Raw genomic sequence first — 15055 nt, forward strand, 5'->3', positions numbered from 1 at the left:
GTCCCAGCAGCAAGAGGTGGCTCAGTGCGACGGCGTGAGGACGGGGGCGGGAGCGCCCGATCCCGGACCCGCAGGCTCGGCCTCGCGCTCGCCGTCACGACGGCGGCGCTGATGCTGTCCGGGTGCGGCGAGGCGGTGACCCGGGGTTACCTGCCCGAGCCCGCCACCGAGGTCGGTGCCGACGTGGTCGGGTTCTGGAACGCCACATGGATCGCGGCCCTGGCGGTGGGTGTCCTGGTGTGGCTGCTCATCCTGTGGGCGGTCTTCGCCTACCGCCGCCGTTCCGAGGACGAGGTCCCGGTGCAGTTCCGCTATCACGTCCCGTTCGAGATCCTCTACACCGTCGTGCCGATCCTCATGGTCGCGACGATGTTCGGGCAGACCGTCACCCTCCAGAACGCCATGCTCGACACCGAGCCCGAGCCCGACGTGGTCGTCAACGTGGTCGGCAAGAAGTGGAGCTGGGATTTCAACTACGTCGAGGAGCAGGTGTTCGTCACCGGCCAGCAGGCGCGCGAGATCAGCGAGGGCGAGGAGGGCGTGCCGGACACCCTGCCGACCCTCGTGCTCCCGGTCGACAGCCGGGTCGAGTTCGTGCTCACCTCGCGCGACGTCATCCACTCCTTCTGGGTGGTCAACTTCCTCCAGAAGATGGACATGGTCCCCGGCCGGGTCAACATCTTCCAGGTGACCACCACCGAGGAGGGCACCTTCGCCGGCAAGTGCGCCGAGCTGTGCGGCGCCTACCACTCGGAGATGCTGTTCCAGGTCGAGGTCGTGTCACAGGAGGACTACGACGCCTTCATCGCCGACCTGGAGGAGTCCGGCAACACCGGTCAGCTCGGCCCTGACCTCGACATGTACGAGCTGCAGCAGGACCAGCAGGGCAAGCTGCCCGAGGGAGTGGAGAACTAATGGCCATCACGACCGAGCGGCCAGGGACCGCCGCCACTGCTGCCACCGCCGCGAAGCCGCCGGTCGCCGAGCGCAGTTCCTTCGTCCGCAACGCCGTCCGGGTCCTCACGACCACCGACCACAAGGTCATCGGCAACCTCTACTTCGTCGCGACCATGGTGTGGTTCATCCTTGGCGGGCTCATGGCCCTGGTCATCCGCGCCGAGCTCTTCGTTCCCGGGCTGCAGGTCGTGGACAACCCCGAGATCTACAACCAGATGTTCACCATGCACGGCACGGTGATGCTGCTGATGTTCGCCACCCCACTGTTCGCGGGCTTCGCCAACGCGCTGGTGCCGCTGCAGATCGGCTCCCCGGACGTAGCCTTCCCGCGACTCAACATGCTGGCCTTCTGGATGTTCCTCTTCGGCAGCCTCATCGCCGTCGGGGGGTTCCTCACCCCCAGCGGTGCGGCGAGCTTCGGCTGGTTCGCCTACCAGCCGCTGGCCGGGCCCACGCACAGCCCGGGCCTGGGGGGCGATCTGTGGGTCGTGGGCCTGGCGGTCAGCGGCTTCGCCACGATCTTCGGCGCCGTCAACTTCATCACGACGATCGTCTGCATGCGGGCACCCGGCATGACGATGTTCCGGGTGCCGTTCTTCACCTGGACGGTTCTGGTGACCTCGATCCTGGTGCTCGTGGTCTTCCCCGTGCTCGCCGCCGCCCTCTTCGGGATGGCGGCGGACCGCATCTTCGGGTGGCACATCTACGATCCCGAGCACGGGGGCGCCCTGCTCTGGCAGCACTTGTTCTGGTTCTTCGGCCACCCCGAGGTCTACATCATCGCGCTGCCGTTCTTCGGGATCATCTCCGAGGTCATCCCGGTCTTCTCCCGCAAGCCGCTGTTCGGTTACAAGACGCTCGTGATGGCCACCATGGCGATCGCCGCACTGTCGGTCTCGGTGTGGGCTCACCACATGTATGCGACCGGCGCGGTCCTGCTGGAGTTCTTCGCCATCATGACGATGCTCATCGCCGTCCCGACCGGGGTGAAGTTCTTCAACTGGATCGGCACCATGTGGCGTGGCTCCATCAAGCTGGACACCCCCATGCTGTGGGCGGTCGGCTTCCTCGTGACCTTCCTCTTCGGTGGCCTGACCGGCGTCATCCTCGCGAGCCCGGCGCTGGACTTCGCCGTCACGGACACCTACTTCGTCGTGGCCCACTTCCACTACGTCGTCTTCGGCACCGTCGTCTTCGCGATGTTCGCCGGCTACTACTTCTGGTGGCCCAAGTTCACCGGGCACATGCTCGACGAGCGGCTGGGCAAGATCCACTTCTGGATGCTCTTCCTCGGCTTCCACGGCACCTTCCTCATCCAGCACTTGCTGGGTGTCAAGGTCATGCCCCGCCGGTATGCCGACTACCTCCCCGAGGACGGCATCACCTGGATGAACCAGCTGTCGACGATCTCCTCCTTCCTCCTCGCCGCCTCGATGCTCCCCTTCTTCTACGCGGTGTGGAAGAGCTTCAAGACCCCCAAGGTCACGAGCGACGACCCGTGGGGCTGGGGCATGTCGCTGGAGTGGGCCACCTCGTGCCCGCCGCCCCGCCACAACTTCGACTCGCTGCCGCGGATCCGCTCCGAGCGTGCCGCCTTCGACCTGCACCACCCTCAGATCGGGACGCTGGAGTCGCCGGAGCCCGACAAGGGCGTCGCCGAGAAGCTCCTCGGCGGACCGGACACCGACCCCGACGGGCAGGTCGGCACCGACTCCGGCGGCTACACCGGGAAGGAACAGCACTGATGCGCGCCGAGGTCAAGATCTTCGCCTATCTGGTGCCCTTCTTCGCACTGGCGACGGCGCTGTACGCCTACTTCACCGACCCCAAGGAATGGGTCGGCATCATCGGCCTGCTGCTGACGACCTTGTTCTCCGCCTTCATCGCGTTCTACCTCTGGGTGACCGGCCGCAAGACCGACCTGCGCCCAGAGGACGACCTCGAGGGCGAGATCGGGGACCTGTCCGGCGACTACGGCCACTTCGCCCCCTACTCCTGGTGGCCGCTGTGGCTGGCCCTGTCGGTCTCGGCGCTGGCGCTCGGCCTGGCGGTCGGCTGGTGGCTGCTCATCTGTGCGGTGCCGTTCCTGCTCATCTCGATCCTCGGGTGGACGTTCGAGTTCTTCCGCGGCGAGAAGGCGATCTGACCGGCGGCCGGACGCCGCTCAGGGCACGAGGATGAGCTTGCCGGTCGTGCCGCCGCCCTCCAGGTCCTCGTGCGCGCGACGGGCGTCTGCCAACGGGTAGCGGCCCGAGACCCGCACGTCCAGTTCGCCGTTGGCGATGAGGTGCAGGATGTCGTCGGCGCGAGCGGTGAGCTCGGCGCGGTCGGCGACGTAGTGCGCGAGGGTGGGGCGGGTCAAGAAGAGCGACCCCTTCTGGTTGAGCACCTGCGGGTCGATCGGGGGGACCGGACCGCTGGCTGCGCCGAAGAGCACCATCATGCCGCGCGGCCGGAGCAGCTCCAGCCCGGTCTCGAAGGTGTCCTGGCCCACGCCGTCGTAGACGACGTGGACGCCGTCGTCCCCGGTCACCCGGCGCACCGCGTCCAGCAGGTCGGTCTCGCGGTAGAGGATCACCTCGTCCGCCCCGGCCTGCGTGGCCAGCTCGGCCTTGTCCGGTGAGCCGACCGTGCCGATCACGCGCACGCCCGCACGGTGCAGGAGCTGGGTCAGGAGGAGCCCCACCCCGCCGGCGGCAGCCGTGACCAGCGCGGTATGCCCGGGACCGGCGGGGAAGGTCGTCCGGGCGAGGTAGTGGGCGGTCAGGCCCTGCAGCATCACGGCCGCGGCGGTCTCCAGCTCCACCTCGACGGGGACGACGACCAACCGGTCGGCGTCGACCACCGTCTGCTCGGTGTAGCCGGTGCCGGGCGCCATCGCCCAGGCGACGCGGTCGCCGACGGACAGCCCCGAGGTGCCCGGGCCCAAGGAGCGGACCGTGCCGGCCCCTTCGCTCCCGAGGACGAAGGGCGTCGGGAGCGGGTAGGCGCCGGAGCGCTGGTAGGTGTCGATGAAGTTGACGCCCGCCGCGGCGACGTCCACCAGCGCCTGGCCCGGTCCGGGCTCGGGGGTGGGGCGGTCCACCAGGGTCAGGGCCTGCGGCCCACCGGTCTCCTCGACGACGATCGCGCGCATGGGCCTGACGCTACCGGAGCCGGGTCAGCGCGTCGCGCGCACCCAGCGCTCCACGACCCGGGCCGCGCCGCCGTCGTCCAGGGCAGCGATCGCGCGGCTCATGCCGTCGACCACTGCGGACCGCAGCTCCGCCTCGGAGGCGGGGTGGGTGCCGGCCTCACCAGCGGCGACCAGGGCCAGGGCGGTGCCGGCGTTGAGCAGGACCGCGTCGCGCACCGGGCCCTGCTCCCCGTCGAAGAGCCGTCGGGCCACCTCCGCGTTATGCGCGGCGTCGCCGCCGCGCAGGGCCTCCAGCGGGTGCGCCGCGAGCCCGAGCTCCCGGGGGTCGAGCGACCAGCGCCGGACCGATCCGTCGTCGCCGGCCCACCAGAGGGTGCTCGTCGTGGCGCTGGTGATCTCGTCCAGCCCGTCGTCGCCGCGGAAGACGACCGCGCGGGTGCCCCGTCCGGCGAAGACCTCGGCCATGAGCGGGGCCATGCGCGGGTCCGCGCAGCCGACCGCGGCATAGCGTGGCTGGGCCGGGTTCGTCAGCGGGCCGAGGAAGTTGAAGGCGGTGCCGATGCCCAGCTCGCGCCGGACGGCGCCGGCATACCGCATCGCCGGATGGAAGGTGAGGGCGAAGCAGAAGGTGATGCCGGCCTCCGCGACGACGTCGCGCACCTGGTCGGGGGTGAGGTCCAGGTCGATCCCGAGCGCCTCGAGCATGTCCGCGGAGCCGGACCGGCTGGAGGCGGCCCGGTTGCCGTGCTTGACCACGGTCGCCCCGGCGGCCGCCATGACGACGGCGGACATCGTCGAGATGTTGACCGTCATCGCGCGGTCGCCACCGGTCCCGACGATGTCGACGGTGGGGCCGGGGACCTCGAAGCGGTGGGCGTGCCGCAGCATCATGGCCGCCAGTCCGGACATCTCCTGCGCGGTCTCACCCTTGGCGCGCAGGGCGGTGAGGAAGCCCCCGAGCTGGGCGTCGGTGGCAGACCCGGACATCACCTGGTCCATGGCCCAGGCCGCCACGTCGGCGGACAGGTCCTGCCCTTGGGTGAGCGCGGTGAGGACGTCTGGCCAGCTCGGGTGCGCCGCGCCGTCCGCCCCGGCGCCGGAGGTCACCGGCGGGCCAGGTCGGCGATCGCCGCGGTCAGCCGGGCCTCGTCGAGCGGTCGCGACAGCACGGCGTCCGCCTGCGACCACGTGGCCAGCCAGCCGTCGCCCGGCCGTCCGGTGAGCACCAGGACGGGCGGGCAGTCGAAGAGCTCGTTCTTGAGCTGGCGGCACACGCCCATCCCGCCGTAGGGCTGCGACTCGCCGTCGAGCACCAGCAGGTCGTAGTCCCCGGTCTGCGCCTCCAGGAGAGTGACCTCGGGCGTGGCGCACTCCATCCACCGCTCCACGACCACGTCGTCCGCGGGCCGCTCGCCCACGGCGACGCGGACCGCGTCGCGCACGCTGCGGTCGTTGCTGTAGAGCAGGATCGAGACCGAGGTGGTGCCCGTGGGGGTGGCGGGGACGGCAGGAGAACTCATGCGGCCGATCCTACCGAGGCCCGCGGGCCGGAGAAAGACTGCCCGACGGGCGGCGGGGTGGTCGCGCGACGGCGCCCGAAGTCGCCTACCATGGGTGTGTGGCGACAACTCCTGCGGCAACCCTGAGCGATGTTGACCGGTTCCATGCGACGGCGCATGGACCGGCCACCCGGCCCAACATGGTCGCGGTCGGCACCATGGTGTGGCTGGGCAGCGAGATCATGTTCTTCGCCGGCCTGTTCGCGATGTACTTCACCATCCGCTCGGTCTCGCCCGACCTGTGGGCCGAGCGCACCGAGTACCTCGACGTGACCTTCGCCTCGATCAACACCATGATCCTGGTGATCTCTTCGGTCTGGTGCCAGTTCGGCGTCTGGAAGGCCGAGCGCGGCATCCCCCACCGCACCGGCAGCATCTTCAAGCTCGGCAACCCGCTGGGGGACACCGGCTGGGGCATGCGCGAGTGGTACGTCCTCACCTACCTCTTCGGCGCCACCTTCATCGCGGGCCAGGTCTGGGAGTACGCCACGCTCACCAGCGAGGGGCTCACCCCGACCGCCGACCCCTACGGCTCGGTCTTCTTCATCACCACCGGCTTCCACGGCCTGCACGTCACCGGCGGTCTCCTCGCCTTCTTGCTCATCATCGGGCGCAGCTTCACCGCCAAGCGCTACACCCACGCCCAGGCCACCGGCGCCGTCGTGACCTCCTACTACTGGCACTTCGTCGACGTCGTCTGGATCGCCCTGTTCGCCGTTATCTACATCGTGCGGTGAGCGGTATGCCTGACCGCCCCCATCCTGCCCCCTCACCCCGGAAGGACCGCCGCGTGAGATCTCTCGCCGCCCGCCGCCGCAGCCCACTGGCGCTGCTGGTGCTCATCGTCCTGGCGCTGTCCTTCACCGGCACGGCCTACGCGGCGATGCAGGCGAACGTCCCGCCCGGCACGTCCTCCGAGGAGGCCACCGAGGAGCAGCTGGAGGAGGGGCGCCAGCTCTTCCTCGCCAACTGCGCCTCCTGCCACGGTGCCAACGCCCAGGGCAACGGCGAGGCCGGCCCGTCGCTGCACGGCGTGGGTGCGGCCTCCGTCGACTTCCAGGTCGCGACCGGACGCATGCCGCTCCCGGCCCCGGGCGTGCAGGCCGAGCGCAACATCTCCCAGGTGCAGTTCAGCGACGAGGAGATCACCGCGCTCGCGGTCTACATCGACTCCCTCGCCCCCGGTCCGGACGTGCCCGAGGAGCAGTGGCTCGACGCCTCCGAGGGTGACCCCTCCAACGGCGGCGCGGTCTACCGCACCAACTGCGCCATGTGCCACAACTCCTCCGGGACCGGTGGCGCGCTGACCCGCGGCAAGTACGCCCCCACCCTCATGGGCGTGGACGAGCAGCACATCTACGAGGCGATGGTCACCGGCCCGCAGTCGATGCCCGTCTTCAACGACCAGAACATCACCCCCGAGGAGAAGCGCGACGTCATCGCCTTCCTCAAGAGCGTCGAGGAGGGCGCCAACGACCAGGGCGGGCACACGCTGGGCAGCCTGGGCCCGGCCGGCGACGCGCTCTTCGCGTGGACGATCGGCATCCTGGCCTTCATCGGCGCCGCCGTGTGGCTCGGACGAAAGGCGGCCTGACCAGTGACCGACGCGACGAACTCCCAGCACGGCGGGCCCGAGGGCAGCACCGCCCCGGCCACCCGCGAGCAGGCCGGCGCCCCGGCGCTGACCGACCGCTTCGAGAACCCCGGGCTGCCGCCGCACGTGCCGCGGCGTGCCGACGAGGACCCGCGCGCCGCGAAGCGCGCGGAGATCCAGGTCGTCGGGCTGTTCACGATCTCCGCGCTCGCCTCGATCGCCTTCGTGGTCGCCTACTACGCGATCGACCCCGAGCTCAAGGGCTACCTGCTCGGCATCGGTGAGGTCAACCTCTTCCACGTCGCCCTCGGCGTCACCATGGGACTGTCCCTGCTGTGCATCGGCCTGGGGGCCATCCACTGGGCCAAGACACTCATGCCGGACCAGGAGGTCGTCGAGGAGCGTCACCCGCAGCCCTCCGACGAGGACGACCGGCTGGCGGTGGGGCGGCAGCTCTCGCACGGCTGGCGCAGCTCGCAGCTCAACCGCCGCGCAGCGATCCTCGGCTCGGCCGGTGGTGCGCTCGGGCTCTTCGCGCTCCCGCTGGTCCTGCCGGTCGCCGCAGGGCTGGGGCCACGTCCCCGGGACGAGCTCTACACCACCCACTGGGACGAGGGCACCCGGCTGATGATCGACCCCTCGGGGGCGGCCATCCGGGCGGCGGACGTCACCCAGGGCTCGGTCTTCCACGTCATGCCGGAGGGCTGGGTCGGTCACGAGGCGATCGAGGAGCACGGTGCCGAGGAGGCGATGATCTCCAAGGCCAAGGACCAGGTCATCCTGGTCCGGCTCGACCCCTCGACGATCAAGAGTCAGAAGCAGCGCGAGTGGGGCTACGAGGGCATCGTCGCCTACTCCAAGGTCTGCACCCACGTCGGGTGCCCGGTGGCGCTCTACGAGCAACAGACCCACCATCTGCTGTGCCCCTGTCACCAGTCGACCTTCGACATGACCGACGACTGCAAGGTGATCTTCGGCCCGGCGAAGCGGGCGCTGCCGCAGCTGCCCATCACCGTCGACGGCGAGGGCTACATCGTCGCCGCAGGCGGCTTCCGCGAACCAGTCGGACCGAGCTTCTGGGAACGCGAGCGTCCCGGGCTGTTGGGAGTTGACGACGCATGACCACACACGTCCCTCAGGGAGCGGGCGGCCTGCGCTCCGAGGACAAGGCTCCGGAGCGGCCCTTCGACCAGACCGACCAGTCCAGCCCGGACGCGAAGTTCCCCGGCGCCCTGGTCTGGGCCGACGAACGGGTCGGCGCGGCCAAGGGCCTGCGCTTCGCGCTCAAGAAGGTCTTTCCGGACCACTGGAGCTTCCTGCTGGGCGAGATCGCGATGTACTCCATGATCATCGCGCTGGTCACCGGCACCTTCCTCACCCTGTGGTTCGTCCCGAGCATGGGCCACGTCACCTACGACGGCTCCTACGTGCCGCTCAAGGGTGTCGGCATGTCCGAGGCGTATGCCTCGACCCTCGACATCAGCTTCGAGGTCAAGGGCGGTCTGCTCATCCGGCAGCTGCACCACTGGTCGGCGCTGTTCTTCATCGTCGGGATCGCGCTGCACGCGGCCCGGGTCTTCTTCACCGGCGCCTTCCGCAAGCCGCGGGAGATCAACTGGCTCATCGGCGTGGTCCTGTCGCTGCTGGCCATCATCGAGGGCTTCGCCGGCTACTCCCTCCCCGACGACCTGCTGTCGGGCACCGGCATCCGGGCCATGAACGGCTTCATGATGTCGGCCCCGGTCATCGGCACCTGGATGACCTTCTTCGTCTTCGGCGGAGAGTTCCCGGGCGAGTCGATCATCCCGCGCCTCTACATCGCGCACGTGCTGCTGCTGCCGGCCATCATCGTCGGCCTCTTCGTCGCGCACCTGGCCCTGGTCGTCATCCACAAGCACACCCAGTACCCCGGCCCCGGCCGAACCAACGACAACGTGGTGGGCTTCCCCATCATGCCGGTCTACGCGGCCAAGGCGGGCGGCTTCTTCTTCGTCGTCTTCGGCATCACCGCGCTCGTGTCGGCCCTGGTGCAGATCAACGGTGTGTGGGTCTACGGACCCTACGACCCGACCCAGGTGACCGCGGGCAGCCAGCCCGACTTCTACATGTGGTTCTCCGACGGCGCGCTGCGGCTGCTCCCGGGCTGGCTGGAGTTCACGCTCTTCGGCACCGTCTGGAGCTTCAACATCTTCCTCGGGTCGTTGGTCCTGCTGCCCCTGGTGTGGGTCGTGCTCGCGGTCTACCCCTTCCTCGAGGCGTGGGTCACCGGCGACAAGCGGGAGCACCACATCCTGCAGCGGCCGCGCAACGCCCCGACCCGCACCGCCATCGGGGCCGCGGCCATCTCGATGTACCTCGTGCTGGCGCTGGCGTGCGTCAACGACATCCTGGCCATCAAGCTCGGGCTGTCGATCAACGACCTCACGATCCTGTTCCGGACGTTGTTCTTCGTGCTCCCGGTGCTGGTCTTCGTCGTCGTCAAGCGGTTGTGCCTGTCGCTGCAGCGCCACGACCGCGAGCGGGTGCTGCACGGCAACGAGACCGGGCGCATCGTCCGCACCCCCGAGGGCCGCTTCTTCGAGGCGCACGAGCCGCTGGACGAGTACGAGCGCTGGGGCCTCGTGGACTACGACACCCCGACCCCCCTCGGGCTCACCCAGGGCCCGGAGGTGGACGAGCGTGGCGTGGCCCGCCGCCGCAGCCCGCTGGCCGGGGCCCGCGACGCGCTGTCGTCCTTCTTCTACAAGGACACCGTCTCGGCGGTCACGCCGGCCGAGCTGGCCGCGGCGCACCACCACGGCGAGCACGACGCGCTGGAGGAGTCCGCCACGCCGCAGCTGGGTGTGCCGGTCAACGACAGCGTCGGCGACGACGACTTCACCGACGCGCACGGCTCGGCCGTGCACACGCCCCGCCATCACTGAGGTCCCGCCCGACGGTCAGCGCCCCGCCCCCGAGCCGGAGGACGGGGCGCTGACCATGTCGGCGCAGGAGTTCGAGGAGGCGGTCGGTGACTCGCTCGACCTCGTGCCGGTCGCCCTCATGGACCGGCTCGACAACGTCGTCTTCCTCGTCGAGGACGAACCCCCGCCGGAGGACCCCGACCTGCTCGGTGTCTACGACGGCATACCCCTGACCGAGCGAGACCACGGGGTGCAGCTGCCGGACCGGATCGTCATCTACCGCGGGCCGCTGCTGCGGATGTGCGAGGACCGGGAGGACCTGCTCGACGAGATCGCGGTGACGGTCGTGCACGAGATCGCCCACCACTTCGGGATCGACGACGCCCGGCTGCACGACCTCGGGTGGGGCTGAGACGGGACGCTAGAGTGGTGGCGTGATTTCCGCCATCGTCGTCATCAGGGCCGAGGTCGGCCGCATCCCCGAGGTCGCCCAGGAGATCGCCGAGATCGAGGGCATCCGGGAGGTCTACTCGGTCACCGGTGACGTCGACCTCATCGCCATCGCCCGGGTGAACCGGCACGAGGACTTCGCCGACGTCATCGCCGACCGCCTCAACAAGGTGCAGGGTGTCCTGGAGACGACGACGCACATCTCCTTCCGCACCTACTCCTCCTCCGACCTCGAGGCCGGCTTCTCCCTCGGGCTCGACCACTGACCTGACGCGCCCCGACGCGGCTCAGGCCGGCAACGTGCCGGTGGGCCGGTCCAGGGGCCGCACCCCGGTGCGGGCGACGCAGCCGTCTGCGGGATCGTGCTCGGACCAGGTGCCGGCCTGCGGCTCCAGCTGCGCCCTGCTGGCCCCGGCGCCCCCGACCGGGCAGGTCCACTCCCCGTCGAGGTCCACCAGGCGGACCCCCGGCGACTCCAGCCAGCGCAGCACGAGCTCGGTCTCCTCCGGCAGGACCGCCGGGTGGGCCCGGCCGTCCCGGTGGCCGGCGTCCTCGAGCACGACCTCCGCCGTCTCCCGCAACGCCGCGACGTAGGGCATCGGGTCGGCACCGCGGGGGCTGACGCACGCGCCGGCCAGCCGACCGTGGCGCACGCACACGAGCTCCCACCCGCCGTCCTCGCCGGGGCGGGCCGCGATGAGCTGCGGGGCGGCGGTGAGCGGCCGGAGCCGCTGGCTGCGCGCGGTCGCGCGGACCAGCGCCATCATGCGGTCGCGCAGCGTGCGCGCCTCCTCGAAGCGTTCCTGGGACGCCAGCTCCTCCAGCCGCCGGCGCAGCGCGTCCACCGCGTGGCTCGTGCTGCCGGTGAGCGCCTGCCCCGCCCGCCGCGTGACCTCGGCGTAGTCCTCACGGGTCTGGGCACCGACGCACGGGCCGCCGCACCGCCCGATCTCGAGCAGCACGCACGCCGCGTCCCCCGGGCTCCTCGCCGAGAGCCGACGGGTGCACTGACGCAGCGGGACCACCTCGTGCAGAGCCGTGATCGCCGCCTCGGCACCGCGCCGGGAGCCGAACGGCCCGGCATACTGCGCGCCGTCGCGGTCGGTGACCGATCGCACGACGGACAGTCGGGGGAAGGCCTCGTCGGTCAGGCGGACCCAGACCGCCTTCTCCGGACGCCGTGAACGGCGGTTGTAGCGCGGCCGGTGCTCGGCGATCAGCCGCAGCTCGCGCACCGAGGCCTCCAGGGCGGTGGCGCAGACGATGGGGGTGAGCGACTCGGCCAGACCCACCATCTCCGACATCCGCCGCCGCGTCTCCGAGGCGGTGAAGTAGGTCAGCGTGCGACGGCGCAGGTCGGTGGCGGTGCCGACGTAGAGCGGGGTGCCGGAGGCGTCGCGGAAGACGTAGACCCCGGGGGCCGACGGCATCGCCTCGGCGAGGAACCGCTTGCGCCGCTGCGCCGTGCTGACCCGGGAGCTGTAGGACTGCAGCTCCTCCAGCGTGTGCACCCCGAGGTTGCCGACCCGCTCGACGAGGCCGTGCAGGACGTCCACGGTCGCGCGGGCGTCGTGCAGCGCCCGGTGGTCGGGGGTCGTGGTCGCCCCGAAGAGCTGCGCCAGGCTCCCGAGCTTGTGGTTGGGTGCCTCGTCCTTGTGCACCAGCTGCCGCGCCAACCGCACGGTGTCCAGCACGGGGAACCCGGGCCACGGATGACCGGTCTCCTGCGCCGCGGCCTTGAGGAAGGAGACGTCGAAGCCGGCGTTGTGCGCCACGAGCACGCTGCCGCGGGCGAACTCCAGGAACTGCGGGAGCACGGTCGCGATCCGTGGCGCCTCGATCACCATCGCGTTGGTGATGCCGGTCAGGACGGTGATGAAGGCCGGGATCGGGGTCGCCGGTCGGACCAGGGTCTGGAACTCGGCGAGCACCTCGCCCCCGCGCACCTTGACCGCGCCCACCTCGGTGATCTGGGACCCGGAGGGCGAGCCGCCGGTGGTCTCCAGGTCGACCACCACGAAGGTGACGTCGGACAGCGCGGTGCCCAGGTCCTCGAAGGTCTCCTGGGTGAACCCGGGGTGCACCATCTGCATGCCCCCGACGCTAGGTGCCGCCACCGACAGACCGGGGCAGGCGGCTCGGCAGGGCGGCAGACCCACCGGTCGGCCCGAGGGGCGGGAGGGGTATGTCGGTGGCCGCCCCTAGCGTCGTCGGCGAAGGAGGTGGACCGATGAACCCGACCACACCACCCCACCCGGAGCGCGTCCACGGCGCTCATCGACTGCGAGACCTGCCCGGTGCGCGGGCGTCACTGCGGTGACTGCTTCGTGCCGGTCCTGGGGCGGATCTGGCTGCAGACCCCCGAGGTCGTGCCCGAGCAGGCACCCGCGCCGCGTCGGTCGTCGCCGCCCTCGCCCGACGTCTCTCCCGGGACGGAGGTGTGGGAGGGCCGTGCCGGTCTCGACAGCGACGAGCTGGCTGCGGTCGGTGCCTTCGTGCGTGCCGGCCTGGTGACGCCGCAGGAGGCGGACGCCGCGCGGGCGGTCGTGGACCGGCCCCGTCGTGCCACCGGGTGAGTCTCAGCGCCGGGAGTAGATCGCCTCGATCTGCTCCGCGAGCGCCTCGGCCACCCGGGCGCGCCGCACCTTCAGCGAGGGCGTGAGCAGGCCGGAGGCGATCGTCAGGTCCTCGGGCAGCACGGTGAAGGCGCGGATCGACTCGGCACGGCTCACGGTGGCGTTGGCCGCGTCGACCGCCTGCTGGATCTCCTCCTGCACGCGGGGGTGAGCAGCCACCTGCGCGGCGTCCAGCCCGGCGAGCCCGTGGGTGTCCAGCCACTCGGGCAGCACCTGCTCGTCCAGGGTGACCAGCGCCGCGACGAACGGTCGGCCCTCGCCGACGACGACGCACTGGGAGACCAGCGGCGCAGCCCGCACCCGGTCCTCCAGCGGGCCGGGGGAGACGTTCTTGCCGCCGGCGGTGACGATGAGGTCCTTGAGCCGCCCGGTGATGCGCAGGAAGCCGTCCTCGTCGAGCTCGCCGAGGTCGCCGGTCCGCAGCCACCCGTCCTCCAGGGCGGCCCGCGTCGCCTCGGCGTCCCCGTGGTAGCCGCGGAAGACCCCGACCCCGCGCACCAGGATCTCCCCGGTGTCGTCGACCCGGACCGCGGTGCCGGGCACCGGCCGCCCGACCGTGCCGATGCGGATCATGTCCGGCGTGTTGACCGTGGCCGGAGCTGTGGTCTCGGTCAGCCCGTAGCCCTCGAGCACGACCAGGCCCATCCCGCGGTAGAAGTGCCCGAGACGCTCCCCGAGCGCCGCCCCGCCGGAGATGGCGTAGCGCACCTCACCGCCGAGCGCGGCGCGCAGCCGCCGCAGCACGAGACGGTCCGCGAGCGCGTGCCGCGCCCGCAGCGTCACCCCGACCGTGCCGGAGTCCAGGCCGCGGCTGTAGGTCTCGGCGACCCCGGCCGCCCACCGGAAGAGCCGCAGCCGGGCCGCACCGCCGCGGGCGGCGCTCTGCTCGGCGGAGGTGTGGATCTTCTCGAAGACGCGCGGGACGGACAGCAGGAAGGTCGGGCGGAAGCCCGCGAGGTCGTCGAGCACCGTGCTCGGGTCCGGCGTGTGCCCCATCCGGACCCCGGAGTGCAGGCAGACCACCTGGATGAAGCGGGCGAAGACGTGCGCCAGGGGGAGGAAGATCAGGTTGGCCGCACCGGGTGCGTCGACGATCTCGGCCAGCCGTTCGGTGGCGTTCTCGACCAGCGACATGAGGTTGTCGTGCGTGATCTCGCAGCCCTTGGGGCGCCCGTGGTGCCCGAGGTGTAGATGATCGTGGCCAGGTCGCCGCGGTCCAGGGCCGTGCGCCGCTGCTCCAGGGCCTCGTCGGCGACCTCCGCACCGGCCGCGGCGAGCTCCGCCAACGACCCGGTCTCGATCTGCCAGACGTCCCGGAGCCCGTCGAGGCCGTCGCGGGCGTGGGAGACCGTCGCCATCATGGCGGCGTCCTCGACGACGACGGCCACCGCGCCGGAATCCTGGCAGATCCAGCGCACCTGCTCGGTAGAGCTGGTCTCGTAGATCGGGACCGGCACGGCGCCGACCGTCCACAGCGCCAGGTCCGTCAGGGTCCACTCCAGCCGGGTGCGGCTCATCAGCCCGACACGGTCACCGACGTCGATGCCGGCGGCCACGAAACCCTTGGCGAGCGCGTCCACCCGCCGCTGCAGCTCGCTCGCGGTGAGGTCCTGCCAGGCGCCGTCGTGCCGTACCGAGACCATCACCCGGTCCGGCTGGGTGCGGGCCCAGCGCCGCGGGTAGTCGGCGACGGTGCCCGGTCGGGCGTCGGGGACGAGTGAGGGCACGGTCACCTCGGGCACGCGGGTCTCCAGTTCGGGCGTGGGCAGGTCGTGGCGCGATCAGCCTGGTCACCCTACCCGTGCCCGCTAGGGTGACCG

Annotated in this window: 15 protein-coding genes and 1 pseudogene; 10 read left to right on the forward strand and 6 right to left on the reverse strand. The window is 71.0% G+C overall.

The genetic code is table 11. The features are described from left to right. Positions 1-24 precede the first annotated feature (24 nt). From ctaC to ctaF, 3 genes are read left to right on the forward strand one after another with little or no spacing between them, the layout of a single operon-like run. Positions 25-915, forward strand: coding sequence for an aa3-type cytochrome oxidase subunit II (ctaC, locus tag BJF80_RS17170; RefSeq protein ID WP_022924781.1), 891 nt, complete (start codon positions 25-27; stop codon positions 913-915). After that, positions 915-2702 (forward strand): aa3-type cytochrome oxidase subunit I, encoded by a 1788-nt coding sequence (gene ctaD / locus BJF80_RS17175; protein WP_075815504.1) that lies wholly within the window; start codon positions 915-917, stop codon positions 2700-2702. Before ctaC ends, ctaD begins: the two co-directional genes overlap by 1 nt. Beyond that, the gene (ctaF, locus tag BJF80_RS17180; protein WP_075815506.1) at positions 2702-3103 is read left to right on the forward strand and encodes a cytochrome c oxidase subunit 4; all 402 of its coding nucleotides are present in this window, start codon (positions 2702-2704) and stop codon (positions 3101-3103) included. Before ctaD ends, ctaF begins: the two co-directional genes overlap by 1 nt. Positions 3104-3121: 18 nt before the next feature. Here the strand turns inward: ctaF and BJF80_RS17185 are convergent, their stop codons facing one another. The 3 genes from BJF80_RS17185 to BJF80_RS17195 are packed head-to-tail and all read right to left on the reverse strand — an operon-like array spanning position 3122 to position 5613. Next, positions 3122-4093: a quinone oxidoreductase family protein gene (locus BJF80_RS17185; protein ID WP_075815508.1), complete on the reverse strand. Its 972-nt coding sequence runs from the start codon at positions 4091-4093 to the stop codon at positions 3122-3124. 24 nt (positions 4094-4117) lie between these two features. After that, complete coding sequence (trpD, locus tag BJF80_RS17190) at positions 4118-5200, reverse strand: anthranilate phosphoribosyltransferase (protein ID WP_075815510.1); 1083 nt, start codon at positions 5198-5200, stop codon at positions 4118-4120. Continuing rightward, positions 5197-5613 carry a response regulator transcription factor gene (locus BJF80_RS17195; RefSeq protein ID WP_075815512.1) on the reverse strand — a complete coding sequence of 139 codons (417 nt, stop codon included), beginning with the start codon at positions 5611-5613 and terminating at the stop codon, positions 5197-5199. Before BJF80_RS17195 ends, trpD begins: the two co-directional genes overlap by 4 nt. A gap of 179 nt (positions 5614-5792) precedes the next feature. On the opposite strand from BJF80_RS17195, the gene ctaE reads away from it, so the two are divergent. The 6 genes from ctaE to BJF80_RS17225 are packed head-to-tail and all read left to right on the forward strand — an operon-like array spanning position 5793 to position 10865. Beyond that, entirely contained in the window at positions 5793-6389 is a 597-nt protein-coding gene (gene ctaE / locus BJF80_RS17200) for an aa3-type cytochrome oxidase subunit III (protein ID WP_075815514.1), read from the forward strand. A gap of 53 nt (positions 6390-6442) precedes the next feature. Continuing rightward, positions 6443-7246 (forward strand): cytochrome bc1 complex diheme cytochrome c subunit, encoded by an 804-nt coding sequence (qcrC, locus tag BJF80_RS17205; RefSeq protein ID WP_075815516.1) that lies wholly within the window; start codon positions 6443-6445, stop codon positions 7244-7246. Between the two features lie 3 nt (positions 7247-7249). Further along, the gene (qcrA, locus tag BJF80_RS17210; RefSeq protein WP_075815518.1) at positions 7250-8368 is read left to right on the forward strand and encodes a cytochrome bc1 complex Rieske iron-sulfur subunit; all 1119 of its coding nucleotides are present in this window, start codon (positions 7250-7252) and stop codon (positions 8366-8368) included. Beyond that, positions 8365-10170: a cytochrome bc1 complex cytochrome b subunit gene (gene qcrB, locus BJF80_RS17215; protein ID WP_075815520.1), complete on the forward strand. Its 1806-nt coding sequence runs from the start codon at positions 8365-8367 to the stop codon at positions 10168-10170. The genes qcrA and qcrB overlap by 4 nt, the downstream gene beginning before the upstream one ends. Before the next feature lie 55 nt (positions 10171-10225). Further along, entirely contained in the window at positions 10226-10561 is a 336-nt protein-coding gene (locus BJF80_RS17220) for a metallopeptidase family protein (RefSeq protein WP_075815522.1), read from the forward strand. Positions 10562-10583: 22 nt separating this feature from the next. Beyond that, positions 10584-10865, forward strand: coding sequence for an Lrp/AsnC family transcriptional regulator (locus BJF80_RS17225; protein ID WP_022924770.1), 282 nt, complete (start codon positions 10584-10586; stop codon positions 10863-10865). A gap of 21 nt (positions 10866-10886) precedes the next feature. Here the strand turns inward: BJF80_RS17225 and BJF80_RS17230 are convergent, their stop codons facing one another. Next, positions 10887-12692 carry a DEDD exonuclease domain-containing protein gene (locus BJF80_RS17230; RefSeq protein ID WP_075815524.1) on the reverse strand — a complete coding sequence of 602 codons (1806 nt, stop codon included), beginning with the start codon at positions 12690-12692 and terminating at the stop codon, positions 10887-10889. A 204-nt stretch (positions 12693-12896) separates the two neighbouring features. Between BJF80_RS17230 and BJF80_RS17235 the strand changes: the two genes are divergently transcribed. After that, positions 12897-13175 carry a hypothetical protein gene (locus tag BJF80_RS17235; protein WP_075815526.1) on the forward strand — a complete coding sequence of 93 codons (279 nt, stop codon included), beginning with the start codon at positions 12897-12899 and terminating at the stop codon, positions 13173-13175. 3 nt (positions 13176-13178) lie between these two features. On the opposite strand, the gene BJF80_RS21835 is transcribed toward BJF80_RS17235, so the two are convergent. Together BJF80_RS21835 and BJF80_RS17240 are read right to left on the reverse strand one after the other, a co-directional pair. Then, positions 13179-13778, reverse strand: a complete 600-nt coding sequence (locus BJF80_RS21835) for a hypothetical protein (RefSeq protein WP_527251121.1) — start codon at positions 13776-13778, stop codon at positions 13179-13181. Beyond that, positions 13761-14878 (reverse strand): annotated as a pseudogene (locus BJF80_RS17240) (AMP-dependent synthetase/ligase); the annotation flags it as partial. The gene BJF80_RS21835 and the pseudogene BJF80_RS17240, both read right to left, overlap by 18 nt. Between the last annotated feature and the right edge of the window lie 177 nt (positions 14879-15055).

This window comes from Serinicoccus sp. CUA-874 (genome assembly GCF_001942225.1).
Lineage (GTDB): Bacteria > Actinomycetota > Actinomycetes > Actinomycetales > Dermatophilaceae > Ornithinicoccus > Ornithinicoccus marinus.

Bases quoted from the DNA above. Each gene is read 5' to 3' on its own strand.
- ctaD (WP_075815504.1), top strand. From the start codon at position 915: ATGGCCATCACGACCGAGCGGCCAGGGACCGCCGCCACTGCTGCCACC.
- ctaF (WP_075815506.1), top strand. From the start codon at position 2,702: ATGCGCGCCGAGGTCAAGATCTTCGCCTATCTGGTGCCCTTCTTCGCA.
- BJF80_RS17185 (WP_075815508.1), bottom strand. From the start codon at position 4,093: ATGCGCGCGATCGTCGTCGAGGAGACCGGTGGGCCGCAGGCCCTGACC.
- BJF80_RS17195 (WP_075815512.1), bottom strand. From the start codon at position 5,613: ATGAGTTCTCCTGCCGTCCCCGCCACCCCCACGGGCACCACCTCGGTC.
- ctaE (WP_075815514.1), top strand. From the start codon at position 5,793: ATGGTCGCGGTCGGCACCATGGTGTGGCTGGGCAGCGAGATCATGTTC.
- qcrB (WP_075815520.1), top strand. From the start codon at position 8,365: ATGACCACACACGTCCCTCAGGGAGCGGGCGGCCTGCGCTCCGAGGAC.
- BJF80_RS17220 (WP_075815522.1), top strand. From the start codon at position 10,226: ATGTCGGCGCAGGAGTTCGAGGAGGCGGTCGGTGACTCGCTCGACCTC.
- BJF80_RS17230 (WP_075815524.1), bottom strand. From the start codon at position 12,692: ATGCAGATGGTGCACCCCGGGTTCACCCAGGAGACCTTCGAGGACCTG.